Raw genomic sequence first — 14,608 nt, 5'->3', positions numbered from 1 at the left:
ATTTACAATTCAATTAATTAATATCTATTTCTATGCAAAACAAAGGTGTCATTGTGTTTTTGACAGTGATTATTACAGCGCTTTGTCTGTATTATCTGTCATTCACATTTGTATCTACTGGCGTTCAGGAAAAGGCAACAGCCTATGCTACTGACGCTTCCGGCAATGTTGACTTTGCCAAAAGACGAGGATATCTGGACTCCATCTGGAGACAGCCTGTATACAATTTCCTAGGTGCTGATTTTACCTATCAGGAGATTAAAGAAACCGAGCTTGGATTGGGTCTTGACCTTCAAGGAGGTATGCACGTGACTCTGGAGGTTTCTCCTGTTGAAATCGTAAAAGGTATTGCCGGAAACCCCAAGGATCAGGCATTCAACCAGTCTGTGGATGAAGCAAGAGAAGCAGCAAAAACTTCTGATGAGAAGTTTGTTGACCTGTTTTATTCAGCTTGGCAAAGAAACAATTCAGGCAAAAACCTTAGTAGCATTTTTGCCACTGCAGCGAACAGAGGTAGAATCTCTTTGGAATCCTCTGATTCCGAAATCCTTGAGATTATCGATACTGAGGTTGAAAATGCCATAGACCGTTCTTTCAACATTTTGAGAACACGTATCGACCGATTCGGTACTTCTCAGCCAAATATTCAGAGGATTCAGGGTTCTGGACGTATCCAGATCGAACTTCCAGGTGTGGACAATCAGGAGCGTGTGAGAAACTTGCTTCAAGGTGTGGCTAAGCTTCAGTTTTGGGAAGTTGCCGAAGTCAATGAAATAGGCGGAGCTCTTGATGCCATCAATTCTAGCTGGGTAGCTGACAATAAGGCAAATTCAGCTGAGGAGGAAGAGGTTTATGAAGAAGGAATGTCTCAGGAAGACTCCTTGAGAATTGCCTTGGAAAAACAGTTGGAGCAGATTGATCCAATGAATGCAGGAGGAAATGATGTGTCTCCTATTTATAGTTTGTTGATGCCAAATATGGGTCTTGCCTATGAGTTGGGCGACACGATGGCCATCAATAGAATTTTGAAAAATCCTAACTACAGCTCCTTACTTCCAAGGGACATCAAGTTGCTTTGGGGCGTGAAGCCATTTGTGACAGAGGATGGTGCTGAGGTAATGGAGTTGTATGCCATCAAGGCTCCAAGAGGAACTGACCAAGCTCCTTTGGAAGGTGATGTAGTGACTGATGCCCGTCAGACATTGGACCAAACTTCCCGACCTGCAGTTTCCATGCAGATGAACGCAGAAGGTGCCAGAAAATGGAGAACCCTGACTGCTGCCAATATCGGAAGAAGAATTGCTGTTGTTTTGGATGATTATGTGTATACCGCTCCGGTTGTAAATGGAGAAATCCCAACTGGACAGTCTGAAATCTCTGGTAACTTTACCCTTCAGGAAGCACAAGATTTGGCTAATATTCTGAAATCCGGTTCTCTTCCGGCTCCTACCCAAATTGTGGAGGAAAGCATTATCGGTCCAACTTTGGGTAAAGAGGCTCAAAGTCAAGGTATCGTTTCCATGGTTGCTGGTTTGGTGATTGTGGTCTTGTTTATGGTTGCTTATTATTCCAAAGGTGGTTTGGTGGCGATTGCTGCATTGGTATTCAACATCTTCTTCATCCTTGGAATCTTGGCGCAGTTGGGTGCCGCTTTGACCTTGCCGGGTATCGCTGGTATCGTGTTGACTATTGGTATGTCCATTGACGCCAACGTTCTGATTTTCGAACGTATCAAAGAAGAACTGAGAAACGGGGTAGGCTTGATTGCATCCATCAACGCTGGTTACAATAAGGCATTCTCTGCAATCCTTGACTCCAACGTAACTACCTTCTTGACCGGTGCGATTTTGTATGCATTGGGACAGGGACCAGTGAAAGGCTTCGCGATTGTGTTGATGATCGGTATTGCGTCTTCTTTCTTCTCTGCGGTATTCATCACACGAGTAATTGTATACTGGATGAGCAAGAAGGGAGAAAAGAGCTCCATCAGCTTCGCTACTCCATTTGCAAAAAATGCCTTGAGCTCCCTGAACTTGGATTTCTTGAGCAAGCGTAAGGTAGCCTATCTGATTTCTTCTGGAATCATCGTAATCGGTCTTGCAATTGCCGCAATTAACGGACTGAAATTCGGGGTTGATTTTACGGGAGGTAGATCCTATATCGTTGCTTTTGACGAGCCGGTTGTTCCTTCTGAATTGAAAGTTGGTTTGGACAGAGAATTTGATGGCTCTGTAGAGGTGAAGACTTATGGAGCTAATAATGTCCTTAAAGTGACTACTTCTTATCTGATCAATGAGGATGACGACGCTTCCAACAAAGCTGTTGAAGAAAAAGTAAAAGAAGGAATTGCTACGGTGACAGGATTCAGATTCACCGAGGATGCAGAAAACCTGTCTTCCGGACAGTTTGCAATCACGGGTTCATCCAAAGTAGGTGCCACTGTGGCTGATGACATCAAAGCTTCTTCCGCAGAGGCAATGTTGGCAGCATTGGTAGCGATCTTCCTTTACATTTTGTTGAGATTCCGTAAGTGGCAGTTCTCACTGGCTTCCATCATTGCCCTGATTCACGATACCTTGTTTGTGATTGCAGCCTTTGCGATTGCCAGTGCACTGGGTGCTACCTTTGAGATTGACCAGGTGTTTATCGCTGCAGTCTTGACCGTAATTGGTTACTCCATCAACGATACCGTGATTGTATTTGACCGTATCCGTGAAAATATCGAGAACCGTGGTACCGGAAAATTGGTGAAGGTATTCAACGATGCGATCAACCAAACTTTGGGACGTACTTTGATCACTTCATTTACAACCTTGGTTGTGGTGATTGTACTCTTGATTTTTGGTGGTGAAGTATTGAGAGGCTTCTCCTTTGCCCTATTTATCGGTATCGTAGTAGGTACTTATTCTTCTGTTTACATTGCCACTCCAATTGTAGTGGACTTGATGAAGAGAGAATTGGAGCAGGAAAAAGAAGCTAAAAAGGCTTAATCCAATCTGAATGCAAAAAGAAAGCTGCTCTAATTATAGAGCAGCTTTCTTTGTTATAGGGTACCTTTGATTTTGTAGATTTTTCCGTCAGCCTTGGTCATGAGGTAAATTTGACCTGACTTATCCTGACCGAACTTTAGGTCGACCCGGGGTTTACCGCAAAGTTCCTGAAGGGTCATTTCCTTCCCTTCGAATGATATCCCCCAAGTTTCTACTTTCACATTTTCTTCTTCCTCCAAATCAGCATAAAACAACCTTCCTGAAGGAACGTCACCAAAGAGCCATTTTCCTTTGAGCGGGCCGTTTTTCACAAAATAGCCACCAATGATTGCCGAGAGTTCATCATGGTCCAATTGGATGAGGGGATAAACCGAACCCAACTCCGCATCATTTTTTGGAAGTGCATAAATCTCGTCCATATTGCCATAAGCATTGATGACGAAGGTTCCTTCCCGTTGTGGCCAACCATAGAAATTACCGGCCTCAATTACATTGAGTTCCTCGACATTTTTGTGACCGATTTCTGTGGCAAACATTCTCCCTTTTTCATCCCAGAAAATCCGGTTGGGATTTCGAAAACCATAGGCATACACTTCCCCGGCTTTACTAGGATTGCCTGCCAATGGATTAGAGGACGGAATTCCATATTTTCCATTTTTGCTGTTGGTTCCGGATGGGTCTATTCTGAGGATACTGCTCCAGATTTTGGTACCGTAATGGTCGGAAATAAAAGAATATCCGCTTTCTGCACTACCCCCATCTCCTATTCCAATATAGAGCAAGCCATAGTCCGAATCGCCTTTTTTCGAGTTGGGATTGAAGGTCAGCTCCTGCACGCCATGGATTTGGGTGACCACATCGATACGCATCAGTTCCTTACCTGTTCCTTTGAACTCATGAGCTTGTGGATTGTCGGTTTCCCATTCGGTAAGAACCCATTGCATTTTTACCGGAATACTGTCGGCATAGGCAAAATCTGCTTTGGCTGTGTCTCCGGGTTCTGTATGACTGGTATAAAGTTTCCCGTTTTCGACAAATTCAGGATGAAAGGCATAACTTCCAAAACCGGTAGCCAGTCCCGGTTTGGAGACCAGTTTGGGTCGGAGGGTTTTCAGAGGAAGATAGACTTGGACTTTTCCACCTTTCAGTTCATAGAGGGTTCCATGTTGGTCATTGACAAAAGTCCTTCCTGAAATCGGTTCGGACTCCAACTTGGTGATTTTTGCCAGTGGGGAAACTGAGTCGGAAGCGGGAACCTGGGTTAAAAATTCGAGCTCCAACCGGATTCCCGAATCTTGGATTTTTGCTGGAATTGGATCCTCTAGGCCTTTTGGCTGAGTGGTGTCCGGAAGGGTCTGAAAAGTATGCATGTAACTCAGTAAATCTTCGATTTCCGGGTCTTTCAAATGCCCAAAGGCAGGCATGTATACTTTAAACTTTGCATAAAGGTCTTTTGCTCTTTCGTCTCCCCTATCAATAAGAGCTTGGGGATTTTTGATGAAATTTCGGATCCATTCTGATTCCACACTTATCGTGAGGCCACTTAGATTTGGACCTATGGTAGTCTGGGTGAAACTGTGACATGCCGAACAGTTTTGTTCAAAAAGGTTTTTTCCGGATTGTATCTGTTCTTGATCCGTAGAAATGTCCACGGAAGATTCATTCTTTTTCGAAAGGGAGCAGGAGAAAAAGAGAGGGGAAAGAATTAAAAGGTAAGGCGCTAGTCTCTTCATTCTTGCTAAGTAGATTATTTTCTCCGCTCAGCAAAATTTATTGACTGTTTGATGATCAAAAAATTGATTTCCTTCTTAAAATGGATGATTTAGTATCATTTTAATGAATAGACCCCGGGAGAAGTCATTTGATATTGACGGCTGAGTTCGGGATAATCTTCAAGTATTTTTGCAAAAACACCTTCTTGGTCCAAAATGAGTTTTGGTTTCTGTTTTTCGATCATCCGAAACAAACGGGCGCGCTGTGGTAAATCCCGTTCTTGACTGAGGTAAAGTTTGCTTAGGTTGAAATTCAGAAAAGGCCCATCCAAGCTGCCGTTAAGGTATGGGGAACGATCATTTCCGAGAACCAAAAGTGGTTGTTTAGTATTGCTAGTTTTTTCTGGGCCCTGAACAAAGTATCCCGTATTTTCCTGGGATTTTTTTTCCCAATACCACCAGCTTGCAACAGGGAGCCCAATTACCAGAAGAAAAAATGCTATCCTAAGCACCGGTGCTTTCCTGACATTCAGAAAAAACTGAGTAATGAGATAACTTAAAATTGGAGTAAGAATAACCAACTGAAAACTTGCCTCCCTTTTTGCAATAAAAATTCCTGCTATTGCAAATAGGAGCCAAATCAAAATTAGTTGCCTTTGTTTTTGCTGATTGATAGTGGAGGCCCTCAAAAGCGAGGTATAAAAATAACCAACCAAGGAAAGAATTAATGGGAAGGTTCCCAAAATAGCCCAGTCCAGATAGGATTGATAGTGGTATTTTTCCGAAAAAAAGATCAGTGGCCATATTGTAATGGCTTCATCAAGGCTGTCTTTCCAGAAATAAAATACTGACATCAAGAGGATGGGAAGAAAATACCCAACAAGAGAAAGCATGAGTTGGCGGAAAGAAAAGCCACTGACTACTATTCCTGCAAAAATCATGAAGGGTAGAAAAACAACATAGATTGGATGGAAACCTGTAGCCAATCCTCCATATATTCCAATCAGTAGAGTTGATTCACTACCGTCTTTCTGGATGACTGTCTGGGAGAATAAATGTCCCAAAGCCAAAAGCAAAAAAGTACTTCCCAACAATGCGGGGGAGATTGACAGCATATCAAACCCAAAATGGAATAGTGCTAGCATCACAATTGACGGCACATAGGTGTTTTCATCAAATACCTTATATCGTATCAGGATTCTGTTCCAATAGTAGATCTGAAAAAAGATCAGGATTCTTCCCAGAATCTCATAGATGAGGGGAGATCTTCCAAAGATGAAATCCACCAAAAAAAAGAAACCGGCTGAAAATGGTCCAGTATCATCGATAATATCCTGATATAGAAAATAGCCATCGCCCAAGCGCTCTCCTAAAAGCATCCAATCCAATTGGGGAGAAGTAATGGGAAGTTGCCCAAAGACGAGATATAAAAAAGTAGTGATCAGGAAGTAAATTCCTACACCAATCAGTCTAAAAGGGTCATTGACTTTGAAAAATTCGAGCAAGGTCCAGGTGTCTTTGGGATTTGTGATGCCCCGAAATTAAAGCATGCCCAAGTATTTCGCTAAATTTGTACCACAAATACTTCACATGGAAAGTAAAAGACAACAAAAACACGCCAAATTGCTTCAAAAGGAGCTTGGAGATATTTTTCAGAAAGAAGCCAAACACTTGGTGGGTAGGGCTATGGTGACTATCACCCGTGTCATGGTCAGCCCGGATTTGGGTTTTGCAAAGGTTTACCTCAGTTTCCTTCTCGCAGATCCCCAGACTATCTACCAGCTGATCAATGATCACAAGAAGGAAATTAGGCATCACCTCGCAAAGCGTATCGGAAAATCCGTGCGTATCATTCCTGAGTTGGCCTTTTTTCCGGATGATTCCGCTTCCTATGCTCAGCATATGGACAAGGTGATTTCGGATTTGGAGATCCCTCCTGCTCCTGAAGAAGAGGAAGAAGAGGATTAATTCAGGAATTTGAACCTCAGTTTTTTCATAGCGGCCCGTTATTTTCGCAGTAAAAAGAAGCGGAACTTCATCACGGTATTGTCTACCATTTCCATGGTAGGAGTGGCCGTGGGGACTATGGCTTTGGTGATAGTCATGTCTGTATTCAACGGACTGGAGGATCTCATTAGGGGTTTGTTTGCCAGTTTTGATGCGGAATTGAAGATCGAGGCAGCGATGGGAAAAAGCTTCACAGTTGAGGAGGATTGGTTGGATGAAATCCGGAATTTGGAGGGTGTTGCCATTCTTACAGAAGTAATTGAAGACAAGGCTTTGCTTGATTACAATGGGAATCAAATAGTCGGGACAATCAAAGGAGTTTCTGATAATTTTCTGGAGCAAGGAAGGTTTTCAAAAGGGTATTTTTGGGGTGACACCACTTTGGGAAATGAGCTCCGGCCAGGTGCAATTTTGGGAAGAGGGGTAGGATTTTTTCTTTCTGTAAACTTGGATGATATCAATATCCCCCTTAAAATTTTCTACCCCAAAGCACCTCGATCAGCAGCTAGCTTGGACCCCAATCAACTCTATAGCTCCGGGATATTGGAACCGGTGGCATTTTTTTCTGTGGAGCGGCAGTTTGATGATGAATATGTGATCGCTCCCTTGGCATTTACACGGGATTTGCTGAATTATGGAAACAAGCGAACTTCTCTGGAAGTTAAAGTTGAAGAGGGCTATTCCATTGATGAGGTCCAACAAGAGCTCAAATCCCACCTGGGACCTGAGTTTTTGGTAAAAAACACGGATGAGCAACATGCCGGGCTCCTTAGGACTGTCAAATTGGAAAAACTATTTGTGTTTTTGACCCTGACTTTTATTCTGGCTATTGCTTCTTTTAATATCTTCTTTTCCCTGAGTATGCTGGCAATAGAGAAAAAGAAGGACATTGCCGTACTTAAAGCCATGGGAGCTCCAGAAAAGCTGATCCAACAAATTTTCCTGAAACAAGGGGCATTAATTGCATTTTCAGGTGCAGTTATTGGTCTGGTGCTTGGCTACTTGATTTGCTTGGCTCAGGAGAATTTCGGTTTGGTTTCCCTGGGGATTTCCTCAGCGGTGATTGAGGCTTATCCGGTTCGGATAGTTTGGTGGGATTTTATCTGGATCAGTTTGGCAGTAATATCCATTACGCTACTTGCATCTTGGAGACCCGCCTTTATAGCTTCTCGGGTAAATACGGTGACAGAACTTTGATCAATCCGAGCAGATTTTTTCAAAGACAGCCATTGCTTCACGCATTCCCATTTCATAGGCTTTTTTCAAATCCTGACAGGCTTCCTCAAACCGGTTTAAACGATGCAAAGTGATTCCCCGATGATAATAACCAGAGGGGTTTCCGGGATCTAAAATTATCATCTGCATGAAGTCAGCCAAGGCCAAGAGATTTTCGCTTTGGTAGTAGCGGGTCTGTCCCCTTCCCAAAAACAGTTCAGGATTATATTCATCCAATATCAAAGCTTCGGAGAAATCGGATTCCGCTTTTGGCCAATTCTTAACTGAGGCATTGGCTTTTGCCCGATACATCCAGCTTTCGGGGAGCTCTGGATTTAGGGAAATTGCCTCAGAAAAATCTTGGATGGCTCCCACAGCATCCTCATGGGTCAATTTATAATACCCACGGAGATTCCAAACTTCTGGATTTTCCGGATCATTTGAAATTGCCAGTGTGAGTGCTTCCAGGTTTTCACTGTCTCCCCCCTTTTCTATTAAAAGAATGCGTTGGATGGCCAGATAATGATTGGGGTCTAGTTCAATTGCTCTTTTCAGATTTTCTAATGCTTCTTGATTTCGACCCAATTCCATGAGAGCTTTTCCCTGCTCTGCATGGTAATCTGCCTCATTTGGGCTGTAGAAAATAGCAGAATCCAGAAAAGAAACAGCCGCCTCGAAATCCTCCAGACCCATGCGGCATAACCCAATCTGGTAATAGATATGGGAAGGGTTTTCTGTTTGGTCTGTAAAAATGCCAGAGATGCCTGTCCCCGTCGAAGATTTTCGGTATATAACCTGTGTGGTTTCTCCTTTGGGTAGCTTTAAATAGGTATTGAAATTCTGTTCTGCTTCCTCAAATCGTTTTAACAAATAAAGAACACGGCCTTTGTTCAAGTAAATAGGTGTAATCTCGGGATTCAGAGTGAGAGCTATGGAATAATTTTCTAATGCCATCACCAGTTCCTCCCCTCCAAAAGCCTCATAGCATTGACCCTTGTACCAATATCCCATGGGGTCATTGGGGTTTTCTCGAGTCCAAGCATCAAAATGGATAAGAGCAGTCCCATATTCTTCAGAATTAAAGGACTGCAGGCCCAAGTCGAGTTCGTTGAACTTGGCCTGATCTTGTCCATTTACCGAAAAAGAGTACAGGAATAGGCAAATTTGAAAAACAGGAAGTAATTTCTTCATGATCTTAAATCTACAAATTGAAGTGGGGAATTGGGCAAAATGGAAGAGCTTGGATAAACAAGTAGTTGAATTTTTTGAATGAGTGTGTTAAAAAAACCATTTTACGAATACCCTTAGGCACGTTTATTGGTTTGGCTTGTTTAACGCGGAATATTCAAACTAAATTAACCCAGATGAAATTATTTACCCTTGGATCCTTGCTTGTAGTGTTTTCCTTGTTTTCAAGTGGCCTCAGTGCTCAGGAAACTTCCACGCCGAGCGGTTCATTGGATTCCGGAACTATTGATAGCCAATTTGATTACATCTATCAAAGTTCCAACAATTACCAAGATTACAAAGTAGTCAAAATTCGAAGTCTTGATAGATTGAAATCCAATATTTTGGATTCCATGCGAACCATGAGAAGTGAGGTTCTGGACCTAAAAAATACAATTTCAAGTCAAAAGGACTCCGTAGGATCTCTGAATGTAATTCTCCAGAAGACCGAGACAGAAAAGCAGGAGGCCATTGCTGCCAAAGACCAATTTGTCTTTTTGGGACTGAATATTCATAAATCCGTGTATTCATCCTTTATGTGGTTGCTGGTGGCGGGCTTGGCTGCTGCTTTGGGATTTTTCTCTTTCCAGTATTTCCGTAGCTTCAAGAAGATCAGAAAGGCACAAAAGGATCTGGAAGAAGTACAGGAGGAGTTTGACCAGCACCGCAAAAACACCTTGGAAAGGGAGCGCAAGCTGAAGCGAGAGCTCATTGATGCACAAATGGGCAAATCCTAATAGAATTAGAAATAAGATCCCGGTTTCCAATGCCGGGATTTTTTATAGATTCAGGCCTGAGTTTGTTGTTTCTATGAAAATCTTCGATGTCGCTGTAGTCGGGCTTGGAGCGGTGGGTTCTGCTGCCCTTTACCATCTGGCCAAACAAAAAGAACTTTCTGTAATCGGAATTGACCGGTTTGATCCTCCCCATTGTTTTGGTTCATCTCATGGAGAGACCAGGATTACTCGATTGGCTGTGGGAGAGGGAAAAGACTATGTAAACCTTGCTCTTCGTTCCCAGAAGATTTGGAAGGGATTGGAAAGTATATCTGGGGTAGAGCTTTTCCATCCGGTAGGTGGCATTTTGATGGATTCAGGGATACAGCCTTGGGCCAAACACGGAGGAGCTGGATTTTTTGAAAAAACGGTTTCATACGCTCAGGAGATGAATATACCTCACCAGATATATTCCTCCGAAAAACTCAGGGAGCGATACCCTCAATTTCTGCTGGAAAAAGAAGGAAAGGCATATTTTGAGCCTTCAGCCGGCTATCTTTTTCCTGAGGAAATTATACGTGTTCAGTTGAGTCTTGCCAATGAGTTTGGAGCCAAATTAAAAGTTAACGCTCCAGTATCCAGTATAGAGATGACAGAAGACGTAGTCAAACTCCATTTGAAGGAAGAAAAGGTGTTTGCTCGCCGGGTGCTTTTGGCTGCAGGGGGTTGGGTAAAGGAGTTTTTGCCCCAGTCCGAGCGGCCCAAGTTTAAAATCTGCAGACAGGTCCTGCACTGGGTTCGGCTTGAGGAGGGAAATACAGCCTATAAGGAAAGCCCGGTGTTCATGTGGGGTTTTGGCCCCAATCCTGAGGACTTTATCTATGGCTTCCCCTCATTGGATGGAGAAAGCATCAAATTGTCCAGTGAATCATTTGTTGAGACCGAGTCTGCCGAACAAATAAATCGCTCAGTGACAAAAGAGGAACAGGAAAAATTCTGGAAAGAAAGGGTTGAAGGAAGGATAGGTGGTCTGAAACCTGAGTTTGTCAAATCAGAGGTTTGTTTTTATACCGTAACTGAAGACTCCAGATTTGTAATGGGGAAGTTGCCTGAAATGGAGCAGGTCACCTATGTTTCTGCCTGTTCAGGACATGGATTCAAGCATTCTGCAGCATTGGGGGAATTGCTCGCTGATCAACTGAAAGAGCCTTTTGGCTGAGATTTTTTCCACTATCCATATTTCCTGACATTTCTCGATCAAAAGGGCTATTTTTGCCGATTGAAGTAAAAAGAAAAATGGCTAAGAAAAGAGGAACTGCTTTGGAAGAGGGTGAAAAGAGAAAACTGAATAAGCAGAATTTAAGTAAACTAGGAGGTGTTTTCAGGTTTATCTTGCCCTATAAAGGAGTGTTTTTCCTAGGGCTGGTATTTTTGCTTCTTTCTTCCCTGACCTTATTGACTTTCCCCTATGTCGCCGGTAAACTTATCGACACAGCCGAAGGGCAGTCATGGATAGTTTCGGACATAAATAGCATCGCGCTGATTCTTGTAGGTATTCTTGCAGTTCAAAGTATCTTTTCCTTTTTCAGGGTTTGGCTGTTTGCCTTGGTTTCTGAAAGGTCCATGCGTGATATTCGTCAGTCCTTATACAGCAGATTGCTCCGTCTTCCGATGACATTTTTTGATAAAAGAAGAACCGGAGAATTGATCTCCAGGATCACTTCTGATGTCAGTTTGCTACAGGATACTTTCTCGGTCACGCTTGCAGAATTGTTCAGGCAGGTTGTAACCCTCCTAGCAGGTATTGTTTTCCTCATGCTCAATACTCCAAAGCTGACTCTGTTCATGCTGGGGACTTTTCCGGTGCTGGTGGTGATTGCCATGGTTTTCGGGAGGTTTATCCGGGGATTGTCCAAAAAGACCCAGGATGAATTAGCCGCAGCGAATGTAATCGTGGAGGAAACATTGCAGTCAATCAGTACCGTAAAATCCTTTGTTGGTGAGGCCTATGAGAGCCTGCGCTATTCCAAAAGCCTGAATAGCGTTGTTGGAGTGGCTTTGAAAACCGCCAAATTCAGAGGAGCCTTTATTTCCTTTATCATTTTTGCTCTTTTTGGAGGCATTGTAGCGGTCATGTGGTATGGTGCCAGTTTGGTAGCATCCGGTGAAATGAGCATTGGCGAGCTGGTTTCCTTTGTACTTTACACCACATTTATTGGGGGTTCCATTGCCGGATTGGGAGACATTTACAGTCAGGTTCAAAAGGCAATCGGTAGCTCCGAACGCGTACTTGAAATTTTGAATGAGCCCGAGGAAAACAGTCAAGGAGCAGCGAAATCAAGATTTGAAGGGAAAATAGCTTATGAAAATGTAGGTTTTCATTATCCAACCCGCCCTGAGGTTGAAGTTCTTAAAGATCTTTCCTTCCATGTAAATCCTGGAGAAAAAATAGCCTTAGCCGGGCATTCTGGTGCGGGTAAGTCGACGATCATCCAATTATTACTTCGCTTCTATGAGGTTCAAAAAGGAAGTATCCGAGTGGATGACCAACTCCTTCAGGATTGGAATCTGGAAGACCTGAGAGGTTTGGTGGGGATTGTTCCTCAAGAAGTATTGCTGTTTGGAGGTTCCATTCGGGAGAATATCGCTTATGCCAAGCCCAATGCCACCGAGGAAGAAATCATACAGGCTGCCAAAAAAGCTAATGCATGGCAGTTTATCACCCAGTTTCCAGAGGGTTTGGAGACCCTTGTTGGGGAGCGAGGGGTCAAGCTTTCAGGAGGTCAGCGTCAGCGCATTGCCATAGCCCGGGCCATCTTGAAGGATCCATCCATCTTGATTTTGGATGAGGCGACTTCTTCTCTTGATGCAGAATCCGAGGCGCTTGTTCAGGAAGCTTTGGATGAACTGATGAAAGGGAGGACAACCATTATCATTGCCCATAGGTTGGCGACTATCCGAAAAGTCGACCGCATTTATGTACTCAGTGAAGGCAAAATCATAGAGCAGGGAAGCCACCTGGATCTTCTGGGAAATCCCGAGGGGTTTTACGCCAATCTGGTCAAGTTGCAGTTTGCGGATACCTGAAATTATCCATAGAAAATTTCAATTGCCAAATAGCTTAAATAATCCGGTTCAGGGGTTATTTTCATGCCAAAATCACCCTAGAATTTAATGTCTGAATCCTTAAAAAATTTGATTGGCTCTGTTGCGGCTGATCGAGAAGAGTTGCTGTCCCATCCTTTGTACCAAAACCTCAATACCATAGATGATTTCAGAGTATTTATGGAATATCATGTTTTTGCGGTTTGGGATTTCATGAGTTTGTTAAAAGCCCTTCAGATTCGCCTGACCGGCGTCAATCTCCCCTGGATCCCTGCTAAAGACCCACAGGTAGTCCGTCTTATCAATGACATAGTTTTGGCTGAGGAAAGTGATGAGGATGGTCAGGGAGGCTATTGTAGCCATTTTGAATTGTATCTGCGTGCGATGAATGAGGCGGGAGCCCAGACCTATCAAGTTGATCAATTAGTAAAGCATCTTTCTCATGGGAAAAAGCTTGATGAGGCAATGGAGGCTTGTCATTTGCCTGATTTCGTGAAGAATTTTCTTCGTGTGAATTATCAGACCGCCCTTTTTGGCAAACCTCATGAAATTGCAGCATCCTTTACCCTTGGAAGAGAAGATCTTATTCCAGATTTATTCCGTCAATTGGTGAATGAGTTGATACAAAATCAGCCAGGTGACTTGGATACTTTGGCCTTTTATTTCGACAGGCACATCCACTTGGATGAAGAAGAGCATGGGCCTTTGGCTTGGAAAATGGTAGACATGCTGTTGGAGACAGATTTGCATCTGGAGCAAGCAAAGATTGCGGCAAAAGAAGCTTTGGAAGCAAGAAAATTGCTCTGGGATGGCATCAATGAGATGATCCTGAAGGGGAAAGAATCAATTTTACTTTGATTTAAAGGTTGTGGGCCACTATTGATTTGCATAGGCCCATCACTTTTTCTCTATAAATAGAGGATTGTGGGAAAAGAGCCTTTACCTCCCCCTCATCCAATAGCCTAATTTCGTCCAGGTACTGCTGTGCTGCTTCAGGTTCCCAGGCATGCAGTCTGCTTAGCTTGGTTTTGGTCAGTAAATAAAAAACCCAAGATTTGGGCATAAATTGGGCAAAGGGCAAGGCATAGTGAGCTTCTATTGGAAAGAACTTATTGGGTGTTTGGATAAAATGTTTTTTGCCAACCCGAAGAATTTCCTTTGCCATTTTTTGTTGGTTCTCGAATGTATAGAGGTGCTCGATGACAGAGTTTGAAAAGACCAGATCAAAGCTTTGGCTCTCAAATTCGGGCATATGGGTAGCATCTCCTTTGAGACTGTTGAAAATAGGATTGGAGGTCTTTTCTGCCTGTAAATTCAAGAGCGTGATTTCAAGTCCCGGTATTTGAAGTAGGGCGCTGTTTTTCCAGAAATTGCTATAGCCTCCCACATCGAGGATTTTTATGGATTGCTCAGAATTGAAGTTTTGAAAAAATAGTGTTTCAAACATCTTTTGCCTTCCACCCCTAAATTTGGCCCCGAGTGATTTGGGGTTGTCGGAAGAATCAAATAAATCTAAAATAAAACTCATGGCTTGCCTTTTCTGGCTGGAAATGATAAATAAATCCAAAAGTAATAAGGCTTGCCGATTCTTTTTTTAATTTTGGTTTTGAATGGAGTTAATTGACTAAGCAATATC

11 protein-coding genes are annotated in these 14,608 nt (G+C 43.0%); 7 read left to right on the top strand and 4 right to left on the bottom strand.

Going from position 1 to position 14,608, the window contains the following annotated elements:
* Positions 1-32: 32 nt before the first annotated feature.
* Positions 33-2,990: a protein translocase subunit SecDF gene (secDF, locus tag P2G54_RS00315; RefSeq protein ID WP_275867085.1), complete on the top strand. Its 2,958-nt coding sequence runs from the start codon at positions 33-35 to the stop codon at positions 2,988-2,990.
* A 53-nt stretch (positions 2,991-3,043) separates the two neighbouring features.
* Here secDF and P2G54_RS00310 read toward each other — a convergent pair whose 3' ends face one another.
* Both P2G54_RS00310 and P2G54_RS00305 read right to left on the bottom strand, forming a co-directional pair.
* On the bottom strand, positions 3,044-4,723 hold the full coding sequence (locus P2G54_RS00310) for a PQQ-dependent sugar dehydrogenase (protein ID WP_275867083.1): 1,680 nt from the start codon (positions 4,721-4,723) through the stop codon (positions 3,044-3,046).
* A gap of 95 nt (positions 4,724-4,818) precedes the next feature.
* Entirely contained in the window at positions 4,819-6,207 is a 1,389-nt protein-coding gene (locus tag P2G54_RS00305) for a hypothetical protein (RefSeq protein WP_275867081.1), read from the bottom strand.
* Positions 6,208-6,292: 85 nt separating this feature from the next.
* On the opposite strand from P2G54_RS00305, the gene rbfA reads away from it, so the two are divergent.
* The gene (gene rbfA / locus P2G54_RS00300) at positions 6,293-6,670 is read left to right on the top strand and encodes a 30S ribosome-binding factor RbfA (protein ID WP_275867080.1); all 378 of its coding nucleotides are present in this window, start codon (positions 6,293-6,295) and stop codon (positions 6,668-6,670) included.
* Positions 6,671-6,679: 9 nt separating this feature from the next.
* On the top strand, positions 6,680-7,906 hold the full coding sequence (locus P2G54_RS00295) for an FtsX-like permease family protein (RefSeq protein ID WP_275867078.1): 1,227 nt from the start codon (positions 6,680-6,682) through the stop codon (positions 7,904-7,906).
* Here P2G54_RS00295 and P2G54_RS00290 read toward each other — a convergent pair whose 3' ends face one another.
* Positions 7,907-9,115: a tetratricopeptide repeat protein gene (locus P2G54_RS00290; protein ID WP_275867077.1), complete on the bottom strand. Its 1,209-nt coding sequence runs from the start codon at positions 9,113-9,115 to the stop codon at positions 7,907-7,909.
* A gap of 173 nt (positions 9,116-9,288) precedes the next feature.
* Here P2G54_RS00290 and P2G54_RS00285 point away from each other — a divergent pair, with 173 nt between their 5' ends.
* The 4 genes from P2G54_RS00285 to P2G54_RS00270 all read left to right on the top strand — a co-directional run bounded on the left by P2G54_RS00285 (position 9,289) and on the right by P2G54_RS00270 (position 13,830).
* Positions 9,289-9,888, top strand: coding sequence for a hypothetical protein (locus P2G54_RS00285; RefSeq protein ID WP_275867075.1), 600 nt, complete (start codon positions 9,289-9,291; stop codon positions 9,886-9,888).
* A 73-nt stretch (positions 9,889-9,961) separates the two neighbouring features.
* Positions 9,962-11,086, top strand: coding sequence for an N-methyl-L-tryptophan oxidase (gene solA / locus P2G54_RS00280; protein ID WP_275867074.1), 1,125 nt, complete (start codon positions 9,962-9,964; stop codon positions 11,084-11,086).
* Between the two features lie 77 nt (positions 11,087-11,163).
* Positions 11,164-12,954: an ABC transporter transmembrane domain-containing protein gene (locus P2G54_RS00275; protein WP_275867072.1), complete on the top strand. Its 1,791-nt coding sequence runs from the start codon at positions 11,164-11,166 to the stop codon at positions 12,952-12,954.
* A gap of 87 nt (positions 12,955-13,041) precedes the next feature.
* Positions 13,042-13,830 (top strand): DUF3050 domain-containing protein, encoded by a 789-nt coding sequence (locus tag P2G54_RS00270; protein ID WP_275867069.1) that lies wholly within the window; start codon positions 13,042-13,044, stop codon positions 13,828-13,830.
* A 1-nt stretch (position 13,831) separates the two neighbouring features.
* On the opposite strand, the gene P2G54_RS00265 is transcribed toward P2G54_RS00270, so the two are convergent.
* Positions 13,832-14,500: a methyltransferase domain-containing protein gene (locus P2G54_RS00265; RefSeq protein WP_275867067.1), complete on the bottom strand. Its 669-nt coding sequence runs from the start codon at positions 14,498-14,500 to the stop codon at positions 13,832-13,834.
* Between the last annotated feature and the right edge of the window lie 108 nt (positions 14,501-14,608).

The organism is Algoriphagus sp. CAU 1675 (assembly GCF_029222925.1).
In the GTDB taxonomy this organism is placed as follows: Bacteria; Bacteroidota; Bacteroidia; order Cytophagales; family Cyclobacteriaceae; genus Algoriphagus.
This window is presented reverse-complemented; position numbering and strand designations above follow the sequence as displayed.